The organism is Cupriavidus sp. CuC1 (assembly GCF_044627735.1).
GTDB lineage: Bacteria > Pseudomonadota > Gammaproteobacteria > Burkholderiales > Burkholderiaceae > Cupriavidus > Cupriavidus ulmosensis.
This window is the reverse complement of sequence record NZ_JBIUHC010000007.1, coordinates 123176-137034: the sequence shown is the minus strand read 5'-3', so window position 1 is coordinate 137034 and position 13859 is coordinate 123176. Positions and strand designations below refer to the sequence as shown.

Genomic DNA, 13859 nt, shown 5'->3' with positions numbered 1-13859 from the left:
TCGTGGCCGCCCGCGCCGCGAGCGACAGACGGCTTGAAATTCGTGGTGGTGGCTACCGGTGGGGGCCACCACGAATCTCTGGGCATTGGCAGCGTCGTGGTGATCTAAACTGGTAACGGCACGAGTCCATTAGCACCCAGGGCCGTACGACGAAACCATTGGGATTCCCAATGACGCCACGCCAGCCTCCTGCAAGGATCGCTTTCTTTTGGTTACTTTTCTTTACGAGCCGCGAGTAAAGAAAAGTGACATCTCACACGTTCCAAAACGGCCAACACCGTACAGCCGCGACAGCAGCTAGAAGCGCTAAAACACTGCCCCACTCACGCTATTCTGCATCAGCAGCTAGAAGCGCTAAAACATCGCCCACTCACGCCATTCTGCATCAGCAGCTAGAAGCATCAAAACCCCACCCACAAGAGACCCCCCCGCGTCAGCGGGCTACAAGCAATACACATCGCACACTCCCCCCGACCTACAGTTCCTGCTTCAGGCTCAACAGACTTTGCGTACGAATCAGCGGAACGGGACACTGAAGCATCAAAACTCCGAACTCCCAGCTCTCCCCTACATCCTCGACGTAGCCAGCCGCGCGGCCAGCCCCAGGAACACCACCCCCGCAAACCAGTTCAGCGCCCGCTGCGCCCGTGCCGAGCGCAGCAGCAGGGCGCCGAACATGGCCGAGCAGTAGGCGATGACGGAAAAGACAAGCAGGGTGGCGATGATGAAGACCACGCCCAGCACCATGATCTGCAGCGCGATATGCCCACGATCCGGCGCGACGAACTGCGGCAGGAACGCGAGGAAGAAGATCACCACCTTGGGGTTGGTCAGGTTCATCACCACGCCGCGCCGGTACATGTGCCCCACGCCAGGCTTGTCGCCGCTGCCTTGGTTCATCGCGCCCACCGGGGCGCGGAATGCCTGCCACGCAAGATAGCCCAGGTACAGCGCGCCAGCGATCTTGAGCACCATGAACGCGACCTTGGACGCGGCGAACAGCGCGGCCAGGCCAAAGGCGACCGCGGTGGTGTGCACCAGCAGCCCGGTACACAGGCCAAGCACCACGACCATGCCCGCGCGCGGCCCCCGCATGGCGGATTGCAGCAGCACAAAGACATTGTCCGGGCCCGGCGTCAGTCCAAGCACCACGGCGATGCCGAAAAATGGCAACAGTGTCTCGATCGGGGGCATGCGCTTGACTCCTTTGTTGTTGCGGATACTGCGTTGTCGGGTTAGGCCCGGTATCGATATTGGGCAAGAGGCGTGGCCGGATCATCGGGAACGCCATCCGAATAGTGCCAGCCCGACAGCGTCTTGTGCCAGCGTGACGCGGCGTGACGCTTTGGGCAGGTCTCTTCAAGGGTGCCAGGTCGCCGGACTGCCCGAAGCCGCCGCCGGCGCCGGCCGATGGCTTCCCGCCATCGCATACGAGAGCTGGTTGGCTGCATCCATGACGGTCTGCGCCAGCGCGAGCAGCCTTTCCTCGCTCAGGCGCGAGGAAGGCCCGGAGATGCACGCCGACCCGAGCAGCTTCCAATGCAGGCCAAACACCGGTGCCGAAACGCTGGAGACTTCGGGCTCGCGCTCGCCCATCGACAGGTGATATCCCCGTCGCCGGATCGATTCATAGGGCTCGCCGGGCTCCCCTGAGAACGCCAGGATGACCCGCCCCGGCGCGCCGCTGTCCAGCGGCAGCGCCGAGCCGATGCGCACATGGTGCCGGATGGCCTGCGGCCCCTCCACGCGCACCAGGCACATGCGCTGCTGGCCCTCGCGCACGTAGAACGATGCGCTTTCCCCCGTCTTGATCGTCAGCTCCCGCAGCACGGGTTCCACCACTTCGTGCACGTTGAAGGTGGCCTGGTAGCACGCGCCCAGCCAGCCGGCGGCACGTCCGAGCCGCCAGCTGCCGTCCTCCTTCTGCACCAGGTAGTCGTCGGTCGCCAACGTGCGCGCGAGGCGCAGCACGGTCGTCTTGTGGAAGCCGGTCCGGCGGCTGAGTTCGGCCAGAGTGAGCTGCGCGTCGCTTACGCCGAAGGCTTCCAGGACGCGCAGCGCCCGCCGTACCGCAATGACGCCGCCGCCGCCGGCGTCGTCGCCCGCGTCACCGGCAGTGGGGGAGTTGGATGAGTCCATGCTGTGGAATGAGTTGCGTACAGTGAAACCGTATTGTACTGAGTGCAACGACCATCCAGAATCCGTTCCAACAAATAAAGAGATCTGGAGACAAAGCAATGAACCTGCTGCGCCGCGGCCTGACCACCGCCATCTTTTGCGCCCTGGCCCTTCCGGCCCTGGCCCAGACCTATCCCGCCAAGCCCATCCGCGTGATCGTGCCGTTCCCGGCCGGCGGCGGCACGGACATCATTGCCCGCGAGGTCACCAACAAGGTGGCGATGGCCCAGGGCTGGCGCTTCGTGGTGGACAACAAGCCGGGTTCCGGCGGCAACCTCGGCGTGGATGCCGCGGCCAAGGCCAGCGGCGACGGCTACACCATTGTGCTGGGCCAGACCAGCAACCTGGCCATCAACCCCACGCTCTACCGCAAGCTGCCCTACGACGTGGCGAAGGACCTCACACCGGTGGGGCTGGTGGCCAGCGCGCCGCTGGTGCTGGTGACCAACGTGGATTCGCCCTACAAGACGCTGGCCGATGTGGTGGCTGCCAGCAAGGCCAATCCGGGCACGATCAACGTGGCCTCGCCGGGCAACGGCACCGTGGCGCACCTGACCAGCGAGCTGTTCCAGAAGACGGCCGGCATCAAGCTCACCCACGTGCCGTACAAGGGCGCGGCCCAGGCCGTCAATGACCTGATCGGCGGGCAGGTGCAGTTGTACCTGTCGTCGGTGCCGACGCTGATCGGCCATATCCGCAACGGCAAGATGCGCGCGCTGGCCGTCACCTCGGCCAAGCGCATGGACGACCTGCCCAACGTCCCCACCATCGCCGAGTCCGGCTACAGCGGGTTTGAGGCCGTGACGTGGTTCGGCTTCGTGGCGCCCGCCGCCACGCCCAAGGACATCGTGGCGCGCCTGAACGCCGAATTCAACAAGGCGCTGCAGGTGCCCGACCTGAAGAAGAAGCTGAGCGACCAGGGCGCCGATGTGCTGGGCGGCACCCCCGAGCAGTTCGGCGCCCTGATGAAGAAAGACACCGTGCGCTGGTCGGCCGCCGTCAAGGCATCCGGCGCGCAGGTCGACTGATCCTCCCCTAATCCCCGAATCCCAAGGAGCCATGCCATGAGCCTGCCCGACATCATCAGATCCTTCGACCGCGTGCCCGCAGACATCGTCGCCCAGGCCGCTAGATTCCAGCCGGCGATCTTGGCCGACGTGGCCGGCCGCCGCGGCGCGTTGCACGGCCGCATCAGGGCGCTGCGCCCGCACATGAAGTTGTCCGGCACCGCTTTCACCGTGGAAGTGCGCCCCGGCGACAACCTGATGATCCACGCCGCGATGGCGCTGGCGCAGCCCGGCGACGTGCTGGTGATCGACGGCAAGGGCGACCAGAGCAGCGCGCTCATGGGCACCATCATGATGAATGCATGCCGCCAGCGGGGCATCGCCGGCGTGGTGATCGACGGCGCCGTGCGCGACAGCCTGGAGATCGACGAAATGGATTATCCGGTGTTCTCGGTGGGCACCAACCCCAACGGCCCAACCAAGGAAGTCGCCGGGCGCATCGGCCACCCGGTCTCGGTTGGCGGCGTGACAGTCAACCCCGGCGACTTCATCTGCGGCGACGCCGATGGCCTGGTGGTGGTCGAGCGTGAAAAAATCGCCTCGCTGCTGCCGCTCGCCGAGCACAAGGAAGCCGCCGAAGCCCGCCGCATCGCGCAGATCAAGGAAGGCAAGACCAACGCCCCGTGGCTGCTTGCCTCGCTCGTCACCGCCGGCGTGCTGAAAGAGGGAGAGACGCTGTGAGCAGCAAGCCAGCCATCCTCGTCACCGCGGCCGATCTCGCGCCACAAGCCGAGGCATTGCTCGGCGGCTACGACATCGTCTACGCCGGCAAGACGCCCCAGGCCGCCGACCTGGTGGCGCTGGCGCAGCGCCACAACCCGGTCGGCATCATCGTGCGCTACGGCGCTGTCACCCCGGAAATCATGGATGCGGCGCCGGCACTGAAGGTCATCTCCAAGCACGGCAGCGGCACTGACACCATCGACAAGCCGGCCGCCGCCGCGCGCGGCATCGAGGTAACGGCCGCCGTGGGCGCCAACGCCGCGGCGGTCGCGGAGCAGGCCATGGCCCTGCTGCTGGGCTGCGCCAAATCCGTTGTGCAGCTCAATGCGCGCATGCATGCCGGCCACTGGGACAAGGCCACGCACAAGAGCTTCGAGCTGGCCGGCAACACCATCGGCCTGATCGGCCTCGGCGCCATCGGCCGGCGCTTTGCCCGGATGTGCGATGCCATGGGCATGCGCGTGATCGGCTTCGATCCGTTCGCTGGCGATCTGCCGGGCTATATCGAGCCCGTGGACCTGGAAACGATCTGGCAGGAGGCAGACGCGATCTCGCTGCACTGCCCGCTGACCAGCGAGAGCAAGGCGATGATCAATGCGCAAACGCTGGCACGCTGCAAGCCGGGCGTGATCCTGGTCAACACCGCGCGTGGCGGGCTGATCGACGAACCGGCGCTGCTGGCCGCCGTGCAATCCGGGCAGGTGGCCATGGCGGGGCTGGACAGCTTCGCCGTCGAGCCGATGACGGTGCCGCATATCTTCCACCGCCAGCCCGGCTTTCTGCTCAGCCCCCACATCGGTGGCGTGACCAGCGCCGCCTACGTGAACATGGGCGTGGCCGCGGCGCAGAATACGCTCAGCGTGCTGGCGCGCAGACCGGCGGCATTGAACGGAGCCGACGGATAGGCCAACACCGCGCGCCATGACGACGGCTGTTTCTCCCTCTCCCCTCAGGGGGAGAGGGCCGGGGAGAGGGGTGGCTTGGCTAGGAGCCACTTGAAGCGAAGCCCTGGGTTTTGTCCAGCATGATGGCGTAACGAGCGCCCGCCCTCTCCCCCGGCCCCTCTCCCACAAGTGGGAGAGGGGAGCAGACCGGCGGCATTGAACGGAGCCGACGGATAGGCCAAAGTCGCGCTATAACGACGGCTGTCGCTCCCGATTTCCCAAAAGTACAAAGCAGGAGACAACCATGCAAGCCAAATCGAACCGCGTCGCGGCACTGCGCCGCTGCGCGCTGGGCGCGATCGCCTTCATCGCCCTATCCGCCCACGCGCAAACCTGGCCCGACAAGCCCGTCAGGATCGTAGTCCCTTACCCTCCAGGCGGCGCCGTAGACGCCGTCACCCGCAAAATGGCCCAACGCCTGACCCAGCAGACTGGCCAGAGCTTCGTCGTCGAGAACAAGGCCGGCGCCACCGGCACCATCGGCACCACGCAAGTCGCCCGCGCCCCAGCGGACGGCTACACGCTGCTCGCCAACGACACCACGTACTCGCTGCTGCCGCACATCTTCAAGAAGCTGCCGTTCGACTACGCCAGCGATTTGCAGCCAGTGGCCGCCTTCGTGTTCGCGCCGATGGCCGTGGCGGTCAAGGCCGACGCCAGATACAGGACCATGAGCGACCTGATCGCCGCCGCGCGCGCGGGCGACGGCAAGGTGAGCTATGGCTCCGGCGGTGCCGGCACCACGCCGCATTTCGCCAGCGAGGCCCTGGGCGTGGCCACCAACGCGCACTTCATGCACGTGCCGTTCAAGGGCGCGGGCGAGGCCACGCTGGCGCTGCTCGGCGGCACGGTGGACTACCAGATCGCTTCAACCCCAGGCGTCATCGGGCAGGTCAAGGGCGGGAGCCTGCGCCTGCTGGCGGTGAGCGGCGACAAGCGCCTTGCCGCGCTACCCGATGTGCCGACCTTTGCCGAGGCCGGGGTCAAGGGCTATGGTGTAGTCAACTTCACCGGACTGTGGGCGCCCAAGGGCACGCCGCCGAAGGTGCTGGAGCGGCTGCAAAAGGAAGTGGCCGCTGCCATGGCCTCCCCGGACATGAAGACTTTTGCCGAAGGCATTGGCGCGGATCCCGGCTATTGGAATGCCAGCGCATTCTCCAGGCAGCTTGCCGAGCGCACGGCCTTCTGGGGCAAGGTGGCGGCCAACACCGCGTTTGAAAAGCAATGACATGACGCTACGACTGATATCAATCTGGCGTTGCATCCCGGCATGCGGCCTGCTACTGGCCGTGGGCGCCCTGGCATTGCCATCCGGGGTTGGCGCGCAGGCATGGCCGGCCAGGCCGCTGCGGCTGGTGGTCGGTTTTTCCGCCGGTGGCCCGACCGATCTGGTGGCGCGCGGTTTCGCCGCGCAGGCGGGCAAAGGGCTGGGGCAGCCGATGGTGGTGGACAACAAGCCCGGGGCCAACACCATCATCGCAGCGGAAGCCGTAGCCAATGCCACGGACGGCCACACGCTGCTGATGGCGGCCACCAACCATGCCATGATCCCGGCGCTCTACAGCGCCCGCGTCAAGTTCGACGCGATCAACTCCTTCAAGCCAGTCTGCCTGGTCGCCGCCGCGCCAACGGTGCTGGTGGTCGGGCCTTCGCTGCAGGTCAGGACGTTGGGCGAGTTCATGCAGAAGGCCAGGGCAAAGCCGTTTTCGGTCACCTATGGCACCCCTGGCGTCGGCAGCTCGGTGCACTTCGCCAGCGAGCTATTTGCGCGCGAATCAGGCATACGGATGACCGGCGTCCCATACAAGGGGGCGGCGCAGGTGGTCAACGACCTGATGGCGGGGCAGGTCGATGCTTCGTTCGCGTCGCTAGGCTCCGTCTTGCCGCAGATCAAGGCGGGCAAGCTCACGGCATTGGCGATCGCCAGTCCCACACGCTCCGCGCAGCTGCCGGAGGTGCCCACCTTCGAGCAGGCCGGCGTGAAGGGCTATGCCGCCGACGCATGGTACGGCGTCCTGGCGCCGGCAAGCATGCCGGACGCACACGTGCGCATGCTGGAGCGCGAGGTCCAAGCCTATCTGGCCGCGCCCGGCACGACGGATAAGCTGCGCGCACTCGGGCTGGAACCCAAGGCACTGTGCGGCGAGGGATTCGCCCGCCAGATCCGCCGTGAAGTCGCCACCTATAGCCAGATCGCCCAGGAGCTTGGGCTGAAAGCCGATTGAATTCGCCACAACCTCATCGCGCACCGCGCCATTGACATGTTCCTGCTAAGTGCCCCGGAAGTCCGTGAGCTGGACCTTTTTACCCACATGCCGGCGAAATACCGCCAGCCCAGGCGCACGGCCTGGGCCGACGCCAACCAGGGCGGGCGCGAGATCGATGCCTTCCTGGAGGGGCCGGTGTTCGACGGCGCCGGCAATCTCTATGTCACTGACATCCCCTACGGCCGTGTCTTTCGCATCGATCCCCAGGGCGACTGGGAACTGGCGGCGCAGTGGGATGGCGAGCCCAATGGCATGAAGTTCCTCAACGCGCACGAGCTGCTGGTAACGGACTACCGCAATGGCCTGATGCGCGTCGACGTGCGCAGCGGCAGCGCCACGCCCTACCTGGATCGCCGCAATACCGAGAGCTTCAAGGGAGTCAACGACCTCACCATCGATACGCAAGGGAACATCTACTTCACCGACCAGGGGCAGACCGGCCTGCACGATCCCACGGGCCGCGTCTATCGCCTGAGCGCCGCTGGCCGGCTGGAGCTGCTGCTGTCCAATGTGCCCAGCCCCAACGGCATCGTGCTGTCCCCCGATGAGAAATTCCTGTTCGTGGCCGTGACCCGTGGCAACTGCGTCTGGCGCATGCCGATCCTTGCCGATGGTGGCGTATCCAAGACGGGGCAGTTCTTTACGTCGTATGGCCCGAGTGGCCCGGACGGGCTGGCCATGGATGCCTCCGGCCGGTTGCTGGTGGCCAACCCTGGGCTTGGCTACGTCTGGGTGCTGAACCACCGCGCCGAGCCGGTGCAGGTGCTGCGCGGCCCCGCAGGGCATTCGCTGACCAATCTCGCCTTCGGCGGCGCGACCGGCAAGACGCTGTTCGTGACGGACTCCACGGCGGGCGAGATCCTGCGTATCGAGATGGATGTGGCGGGCCTGCCGGTCGGCCCACGCAGGAACGCGACGGGAGACGAGGCATGACGCGACGCTGGAAGCACAGCCCGGAGGGTAGCCACTGGGGCGAGTTCGGAGAGGATGACCAGCGCGGCCGGATGAACCTGGTGGACAAGGCCAAGGTGCTGCAAGGCATCGCCGAAGTGAAGGAAGGAATGACGTTTTGTCTGTCCCTGCCGCTGGACCTGCCGGGCGGCTCGGCGATGAATCCGCGCCGGCAGCCGCCGCGCCGCTTCTCCGTCCTGCGTGACGGCAAGAGCGCAGGGCAGCAGGGCTTTTGCTGGTCGTACGCGTCCGAGGACCCGGATATCACCGACGTGGTCAATGATGACGTGGTGCTCATGAGTTTGCAGTATTCCACGCAGTGGGACAGCCTCGCGCACGTTGGCGGCCACTTCGATGCCGATGGCGACGGCGTGCCGGAGGCGGTCTTCTACAACGGCTTCAAGGCAGGAGAGCACATCCGGCCCGGACATGAAGTCAGCGGCACCGAGCCCTGGGCGCGCTACCCGGATCCGGTGGCGCAAGCGCTCAGCATCGCCGTGCTGGCGGAGCACGGGGCGCAAGGCCGCGGCGTGATGCTGGACCTCGAACACCATGTCGGCCGCAAGCGCCATGCTGTCGGATACGACGAGCTGATGCGCATCCTCGAGGCCGACAACGTTCAGGTGGAAGCCGGCGACATGGTCTGCATCCACACCGGCTTTGCCGACATGCTGCTGGCGATGAACGGCAACCCGGACGTCAAGCGTCTGCATGACAGCGGCACCGGTCTCGATGGCTACGACGGCAAACTGCTGAACTGGATCGTCGACACCCGGCTGGCTTGCCTCCTGGCCGACAACCCGGCGGTGGAACTGGTGGTGCCGAAGCCGTTGACGCCGTCGCCGATCCGCGGGCCGCGCCTGCCGCTGCACGCGCATTGCCTGTTCAAGAACGGGATCCATCTGGGCGAGCTGTGGTACCTGACGCCGCTGGCGCGCTGGCTGCGCGCGCACGGGCGCAGCCGCTTCCTGCTGACCGCGCCGCCGCTGCGCCTGCCCGGCGCGGTTGGCTCGCCGGCAACTCCTGTCGCCACGGTCTAGCCGGCGCCTTGCTCGAACCGAAGACATTCAAAACAGCGAGAGATGGACGGAGTCGAAGTCATGCACAAGAAGCTTGTCGTCAAGGGGCTGCTGGCGGTCCTGCCCTGGGTCGGGGCTTTGGTCACCGCCGACGCAAAAGCCGCTGGCTATCCGGACCATCCCATTCGCCTGGTGGTGCCTTACCCCGCCGGCGGCGCGGCAGACACCGTGGCGCGGATCCTGGCTGCTCCGCTTGGCGCGAAGCTCGGGCAGACGGTGGTGGTCGACAATCGCCCGGGCGCCAGCGGCGTCATCGGCGCGGGCGCGGTAGCGAAGGCGGCGGCCGACGGCTACACGCTGCTGCTCGACGCCACCGCCCACTCCGTCAATCCCAGCCTGCAGCCCCGGCTGCCGTATGACACCAGCAAGGACTTTGCCCCGGTTTCACTCGTCGTGCTGGTGCCGAACCTTCTCGTCGTGCCGCCGAACTCGCCGTTCGGCACGCCCCAGGACCTGATTGCCGCCGCCAAGGCGAAGCCCGGCAAGCTGAGCTATGCATCCGCGGGGCCGGGGACCGCCCAGCATCTCGCGGCGGCACTGTTCAGCCAGCAGTCCGGGCTGAACCTGCTGCACGTGCCATACAAGGGCGGCGCACCGGCGCTGAGCGACTTGATGGGCGGCCAGGTGGACCTGATGTTCAGCAACATGGCCGCTTCGTATCCCCTCGTCAAAGGCCGGAAGCTGAAGGTGCTTGCCACCACGGGGACCCGGCGTGCTCCCGCGCTGCCTGATACGCCCACCGTGGCGGAGTCCGGCCTGGCAGGCTACCAGGTCTACGAATGGAATGGGCTCTTCGCGCCCGCCGGCACGCCGCCGGCGATCGTGGACCGGCTTGGCACGCTGGTGCGGCAGATCCTCCAGTCGCCGGAGGCAAGGCAACGCTTGCTTGCCATCGGTGCCGAGCCGGCCGGCTCCACCCCGGCAGAGTTCAAGCGCTTTGTCGACGGCGAGACGGCAAAATGGGAACGGGTCATCAAGGATGGGAGCATCAAGCCTGAATAGGCGACAGATGCTGCAGGGCACGGCCCGATAGCCACCTTGACCCTTTTGCTTCACCCTCGGCATGCGCCGTCGCGGGTCGACACCAGCGATTGCCCGTCGGCATCCTAGGCCTGCCGCTCGCCCACGCCCTCGGCAGGCCCCTGCGCCACCAACGCCGTCCCGATCTCGCTGGCCGCGGCCGACAGCAGATGCGTCAGCCGCGTAATGCCGCGCGCATCGATGGCGGATTCCGCCACCACATAGCTCAGGCTGCCGATGGCGCGCCCTTCCTCGCTGAGCACGGGCGCGGCCAGGCCGACGCGTCCCTGGTCGATTTCGCCGTGGGAGACCGCGTGCCCCGCGCGGCGCAGGCGGCTAAGTGCCTGGCGGAACGCTGTCCAGTCGTCGCCCAGGCCCGCGCCGCGGATCTCGTCCGCGTGCTTGTTGTAGATCGCCTGCAAGGTCCGGGTTTGCTGGTAAGCCAGGATGATCCGCGAGGTGGCGCCCCGGAACATGATCATGGGGCGGCCGCGTTCGTAGCTGACCACGGATTGCGGGCCTGGCCCCACCACCTGGTGCACGCACAGCACCGAGTCCGCGAACGCGCGGCATAGCAGCATCACCGAGCCGGGCGGCGCGTAGCCGATCAGCTCGTCCATCACCGGTCGTGCCACCTGCAGCATCGGGTCGGTCAGCTGGATCTGCCGGTCCAGCTGGATGATCGCGGGGCCGAGCACATAGCGCCCCGCGCCCGCGGATGCCACCAGCCCGATCTCCATCAGGTTCGACAGGTAGCGGTAGGCGCTGCTGATCGATACCTCCAGCCGTGCCGCGACTTCTTCCGCGGTCCAGATCGGCTTGTCCAATGAAAAGAGCCCCAGGACACCCAGGGCACGGTCGGTCGCCATTGCTGCGTCTCGAATGAATTCGTGTGCGCCAAGCATAGCATCAAACTTTGCCGGCTCATAAGCTATGTATTCGCTAAATACGCGTATTGGGGTAAACGTTACGTGCGTATTTCGCAAAATATGACAATACTGTCTTCATCGGCCGCAAGCACAAACGAGTTGTGCCGAAGCCATCACCTTCTGGAGACGACAGTGAAGCTGCTCAGTTTTGAATATCGCGACCAACCATCCTTCGGCGTGGTTGCCGGCAACGGCGTGATCGACCTCGGCCCGCACCGCAGCGCGGTGGGTGCGAGCCTGCGCGAGGCCCTGGAGCGCGGCGCGCTGCCCGCGATTGCTTCGATCGCGGCGCAAAGCGAGGCGACGATTCCGCTGGCGGACGTGCGCTTCCTGCCGCTCATCCCGGACCCGGCCAAAATCCTGTGCGTGGGCATCAACTACGCCTCGCACGTGAAGGAGACGGGCCGGGACATGCCGAAGTACCCGATGTTCTTCACCCGCTTTGCCGACTCGCAGACCGCCCACGAGCAGCCGATCCTGCGCCCCAAGGCATCCGCGAAGCTGGACTTCGAGGGCGAACTGGCGGTGATCATCGGCAAGACCGCGCGCCACGTGGCGGCTGCCGATGCGCTCGGCTACGTGGCGGGTTACTCCTGCTACAACGATGGCAGCGTGCGCGACTGGCAAAAGCACACGATCCAGTTCACCCCCGGCAAGAACTTCCCGCAGACCGGCGGCTTTGGCCCCTGGCTCGTCACCACCGACGAGATCCCCGATCCGTCGCGGCTGTCGCTGACCACCCGCCTCAATGGCGAGGTGGTGCAGCAGGCCGCCACCGACGACCTGATCTTCAGCGTGGGCGATGTGATCGCCTATTGCTCGACCTTTACCGAACTGCGCGCGGGCGACGTGATCATCACCGGCACCACGGGCGGCGTGGGCGCGTTCCGCGAGCCGCCGCTGTGGATGCGCGAGGGCGATGTGGTCGAGGTAGAGATCTCCTCCATCGGCGTGCTGCGCAACACCATCCGCGACGAGTAACGAACACGCGTAGCGCACAGGAGACCAATCATGAAAAGCACGCAAACGCTGCAGACGGCGGTGCTGGTGGTGGGGGCCGGGCCAACCGGCCTGACGCTGGCCAATATCCTTGGCCAGCACGGCATCGACACCGTGCTGATCGACCGCAAGCCGGCCACCGTCGCCGAGCCCCGGGCGGTGTCGATCGACGACGAATCGCTGCGCACCATGCAGGCGATCGGGCTGATCGAGCCGGTCATGAAGAATGTGGTGGCGGGCTATGGCGTGCATTACTACACCCGCCCCGGCGGCCGCTGCTTCGGCAAGGTGGAGCCCACCGCTGCCGACTACGGCTTTCCGAAGCGCAACGCGTTTCGCCAGCCGCTGTTTGAAGCCACGCTGCGCGAGGGGTTGGGGCGCTTTGCTTGCGTCACGGTCTTGTTCGGCCACACGCTGGACGAATTCGCGCAGGACGACGCCGGCGTCAGCGCGCTGGTGAGTGGCCCGCAGGGCGTGATTGCCGTGAGGGCCGCGTACATGGTGGGCACCGATGGCGGCCGCAGCTCGGTGCGCCAGGGCATCGGCGCCACGTTGGTGGGCTCGTCGTTCAATGCGCGCTGGCTGGTGGTGGACACCGAGGACGACGACGATCCCTTCTGGCAGACGCGCGCGTATTGCGATGCGCAGCGCCCGGTGGTCGAGGTGCCGGGGCCGAACCGCACCCGCCGTTTCGAGTTCCTGCTCAAGCCGGAGGAGACCGACGAGGCCACGCTGCTGCCCGAGCGCGTGTGCGAGCTGCTGCGTCCGTTCCGGGGCGAGCGCAAGACCAACGTAGTGCGCAAGACGGTCTACACGTTTCATGCCCGGGTCGCCGATCACTGGCGCCGTGGCCGCATCTTCCTCGCCGGGGACGCCGCGCACCTGACCCCCCCGTACGCAGGGCAGGGCATGAACAGCGGCGTGCGCGACGCGCACAACCTGGGCTGGAAGCTCGCCGCGGTGCTGCGCGCAACGATGGGTCCGGCGACGCTGGACAGCTACGAAGCCGAGCGGCGCGACCACGCGTGGGCGCTGATCCGCCTGGCGCTCAACCTCGGCATGGTGATGGCGCCGGCCAGCCGGCTGCAGGGCTGGGCCTGGGCCGCGTTCTTCCGCGCCACCGCGCTGGTGCCGCCGGTGCGCGATTACTTCCTCAAGATGAAGTTCAAGCCCAAGCCGCGCTTCCATACCGGCTTGCTTGAAGTCATGCAGCCCGATACCGCGAACCTGGTCGGCACCATGTTGCCGCAGCCGAAGGTCGCCACCACGGAAGGCCAGCAGGTGCCGCTCGACGATGTGCTGGGCCACCGCTTCGCGCTGCTCGCGCTTGGCCTGGATGCGGGCGGGCTGGCCCAGGTGGCCGCGCAGCCGCTGTGGCGCCGGCTGGGTGCCGCGCGCGTGCTGCTGGTGCCATTGCTCACGCCGGATGCAGCGCTGGCGAGCGAAGCCAGCCGGCATGGCTTCCAGGTGGTGTGCCTGCCCGCGCAGCAATGGCCGGCGAGCTTCAGCGCGATGCGGGGGCGGCTGATGCTGGTGCGTCCCGACCGCTATCTCGCTGCGATCTGCACGCCGTCGCAGACCGAGGCACTGGCCTCCCGCTTTACCCGCCGCATCGATGCCGGGCAAGACGCCGCGGCATGCCCATCACCCGCCACCGCCATGGGCGCCGCCGCGGTGCTGGGCACCGAATGACCGGAGAGAA

Annotated in this window: 13 protein-coding genes; 10 read left to right on the top strand and 3 right to left on the bottom strand. The window is 66.8% G+C overall.

The window, feature by feature from the left end; all coding sequences use genetic code 11:
* Nucleotides 1–567: 567 nt before the first annotated feature.
* Together ACGLHR_RS05060 and ACGLHR_RS05055 are read right to left on the bottom strand one after the other, a co-directional pair.
* Nucleotides 568–1194: a LysE family translocator gene (locus ACGLHR_RS05060; protein WP_400092392.1), complete on the bottom strand. Its 627-nt coding sequence runs from the start codon at nt 1192–1194 to the stop codon at nt 568–570.
* A gap of 165 nt (nt 1195–1359) precedes the next feature.
* The gene (locus ACGLHR_RS05055; RefSeq protein WP_400092389.1) at nt 1360–2139 is read right to left on the bottom strand and encodes an IclR family transcriptional regulator; all 780 of its coding nucleotides are present in this window, start codon (nt 2137–2139) and stop codon (nt 1360–1362) included.
* Nucleotides 2140–2237: 98 nt separating this feature from the next.
* Here ACGLHR_RS05055 and ACGLHR_RS05050 point away from each other — a divergent pair, with 98 nt between their 5' ends.
* The 8 genes from ACGLHR_RS05050 (at nt 2238) to ACGLHR_RS05015 (ending at nt 10211) form a co-directional block, all read left to right on the top strand.
* The gene (locus ACGLHR_RS05050) at nt 2238–3206 is read left to right on the top strand and encodes a Bug family tripartite tricarboxylate transporter substrate binding protein (protein ID WP_400092387.1); all 969 of its coding nucleotides are present in this window, start codon (nt 2238–2240) and stop codon (nt 3204–3206) included.
* 36 nt (nt 3207–3242) lie between these two features.
* Nucleotides 3243–3926, top strand: a complete 684-nt coding sequence (locus ACGLHR_RS05045; RefSeq protein ID WP_400092385.1) for an RraA family protein — start codon at nt 3243–3245, stop codon at nt 3924–3926.
* Entirely contained in the window at nt 3923–4873 is a 951-nt protein-coding gene (locus tag ACGLHR_RS05040; RefSeq protein WP_400092383.1) for an NAD(P)-dependent oxidoreductase, read from the top strand. The genes ACGLHR_RS05045 and ACGLHR_RS05040 overlap by 4 nt, the downstream gene beginning before the upstream one ends.
* Nucleotides 4874–5156: 283 nt before the next feature.
* Nucleotides 5157–6140: a Bug family tripartite tricarboxylate transporter substrate binding protein gene (locus ACGLHR_RS05035; RefSeq protein ID WP_400092380.1), complete on the top strand. Its 984-nt coding sequence runs from the start codon at nt 5157–5159 to the stop codon at nt 6138–6140.
* 1 nt (nt 6141) lies between these two features.
* Nucleotides 6142–7137, top strand: coding sequence for a Bug family tripartite tricarboxylate transporter substrate binding protein (locus ACGLHR_RS05030; protein WP_400092379.1), 996 nt, complete (start codon nt 6142–6144; stop codon nt 7135–7137).
* A gap of 36 nt (nt 7138–7173) precedes the next feature.
* Complete coding sequence (locus tag ACGLHR_RS05025; RefSeq protein ID WP_400092377.1) at nt 7174–8112, top strand: SMP-30/gluconolactonase/LRE family protein; 939 nt, start codon at nt 7174–7176, stop codon at nt 8110–8112.
* Nucleotides 8109–9170 (top strand): cyclase family protein, encoded by a 1062-nt coding sequence (locus ACGLHR_RS05020; RefSeq protein ID WP_400092376.1) that lies wholly within the window; start codon nt 8109–8111, stop codon nt 9168–9170. Before ACGLHR_RS05025 ends, ACGLHR_RS05020 begins: the two co-directional genes overlap by 4 nt.
* A gap of 60 nt (nt 9171–9230) precedes the next feature.
* Complete coding sequence (locus ACGLHR_RS05015; protein ID WP_400092375.1) at nt 9231–10211, top strand: tripartite tricarboxylate transporter substrate binding protein; 981 nt, start codon at nt 9231–9233, stop codon at nt 10209–10211.
* Nucleotides 10212–10315: 104 nt separating this feature from the next.
* Here the strand turns inward: ACGLHR_RS05015 and ACGLHR_RS05010 are convergent, their stop codons facing one another.
* Nucleotides 10316–11098 carry an IclR family transcriptional regulator gene (locus ACGLHR_RS05010; RefSeq protein WP_400092374.1) on the bottom strand — a complete coding sequence of 261 codons (783 nt, stop codon included), beginning with the start codon at nt 11096–11098 and terminating at the stop codon, nt 10316–10318.
* Nucleotides 11099–11290: 192 nt separating this feature from the next.
* On the opposite strand from ACGLHR_RS05010, the gene ACGLHR_RS05005 reads away from it, so the two are divergent.
* Together ACGLHR_RS05005 and ACGLHR_RS05000 are read left to right on the top strand one after the other, a co-directional pair.
* On the top strand, nt 11291–12139 hold the full coding sequence (locus ACGLHR_RS05005) for a fumarylacetoacetate hydrolase family protein (protein ID WP_400092372.1): 849 nt from the start codon (nt 11291–11293) through the stop codon (nt 12137–12139).
* Between the two features lie 30 nt (nt 12140–12169).
* Nucleotides 12170–13849, top strand: a complete 1680-nt coding sequence (locus ACGLHR_RS05000; protein ID WP_400092370.1) for a bifunctional 3-(3-hydroxy-phenyl)propionate/3-hydroxycinnamic acid hydroxylase — start codon at nt 12170–12172, stop codon at nt 13847–13849.
* Nucleotides 13850–13859: the final 10 nt, after the last annotated feature.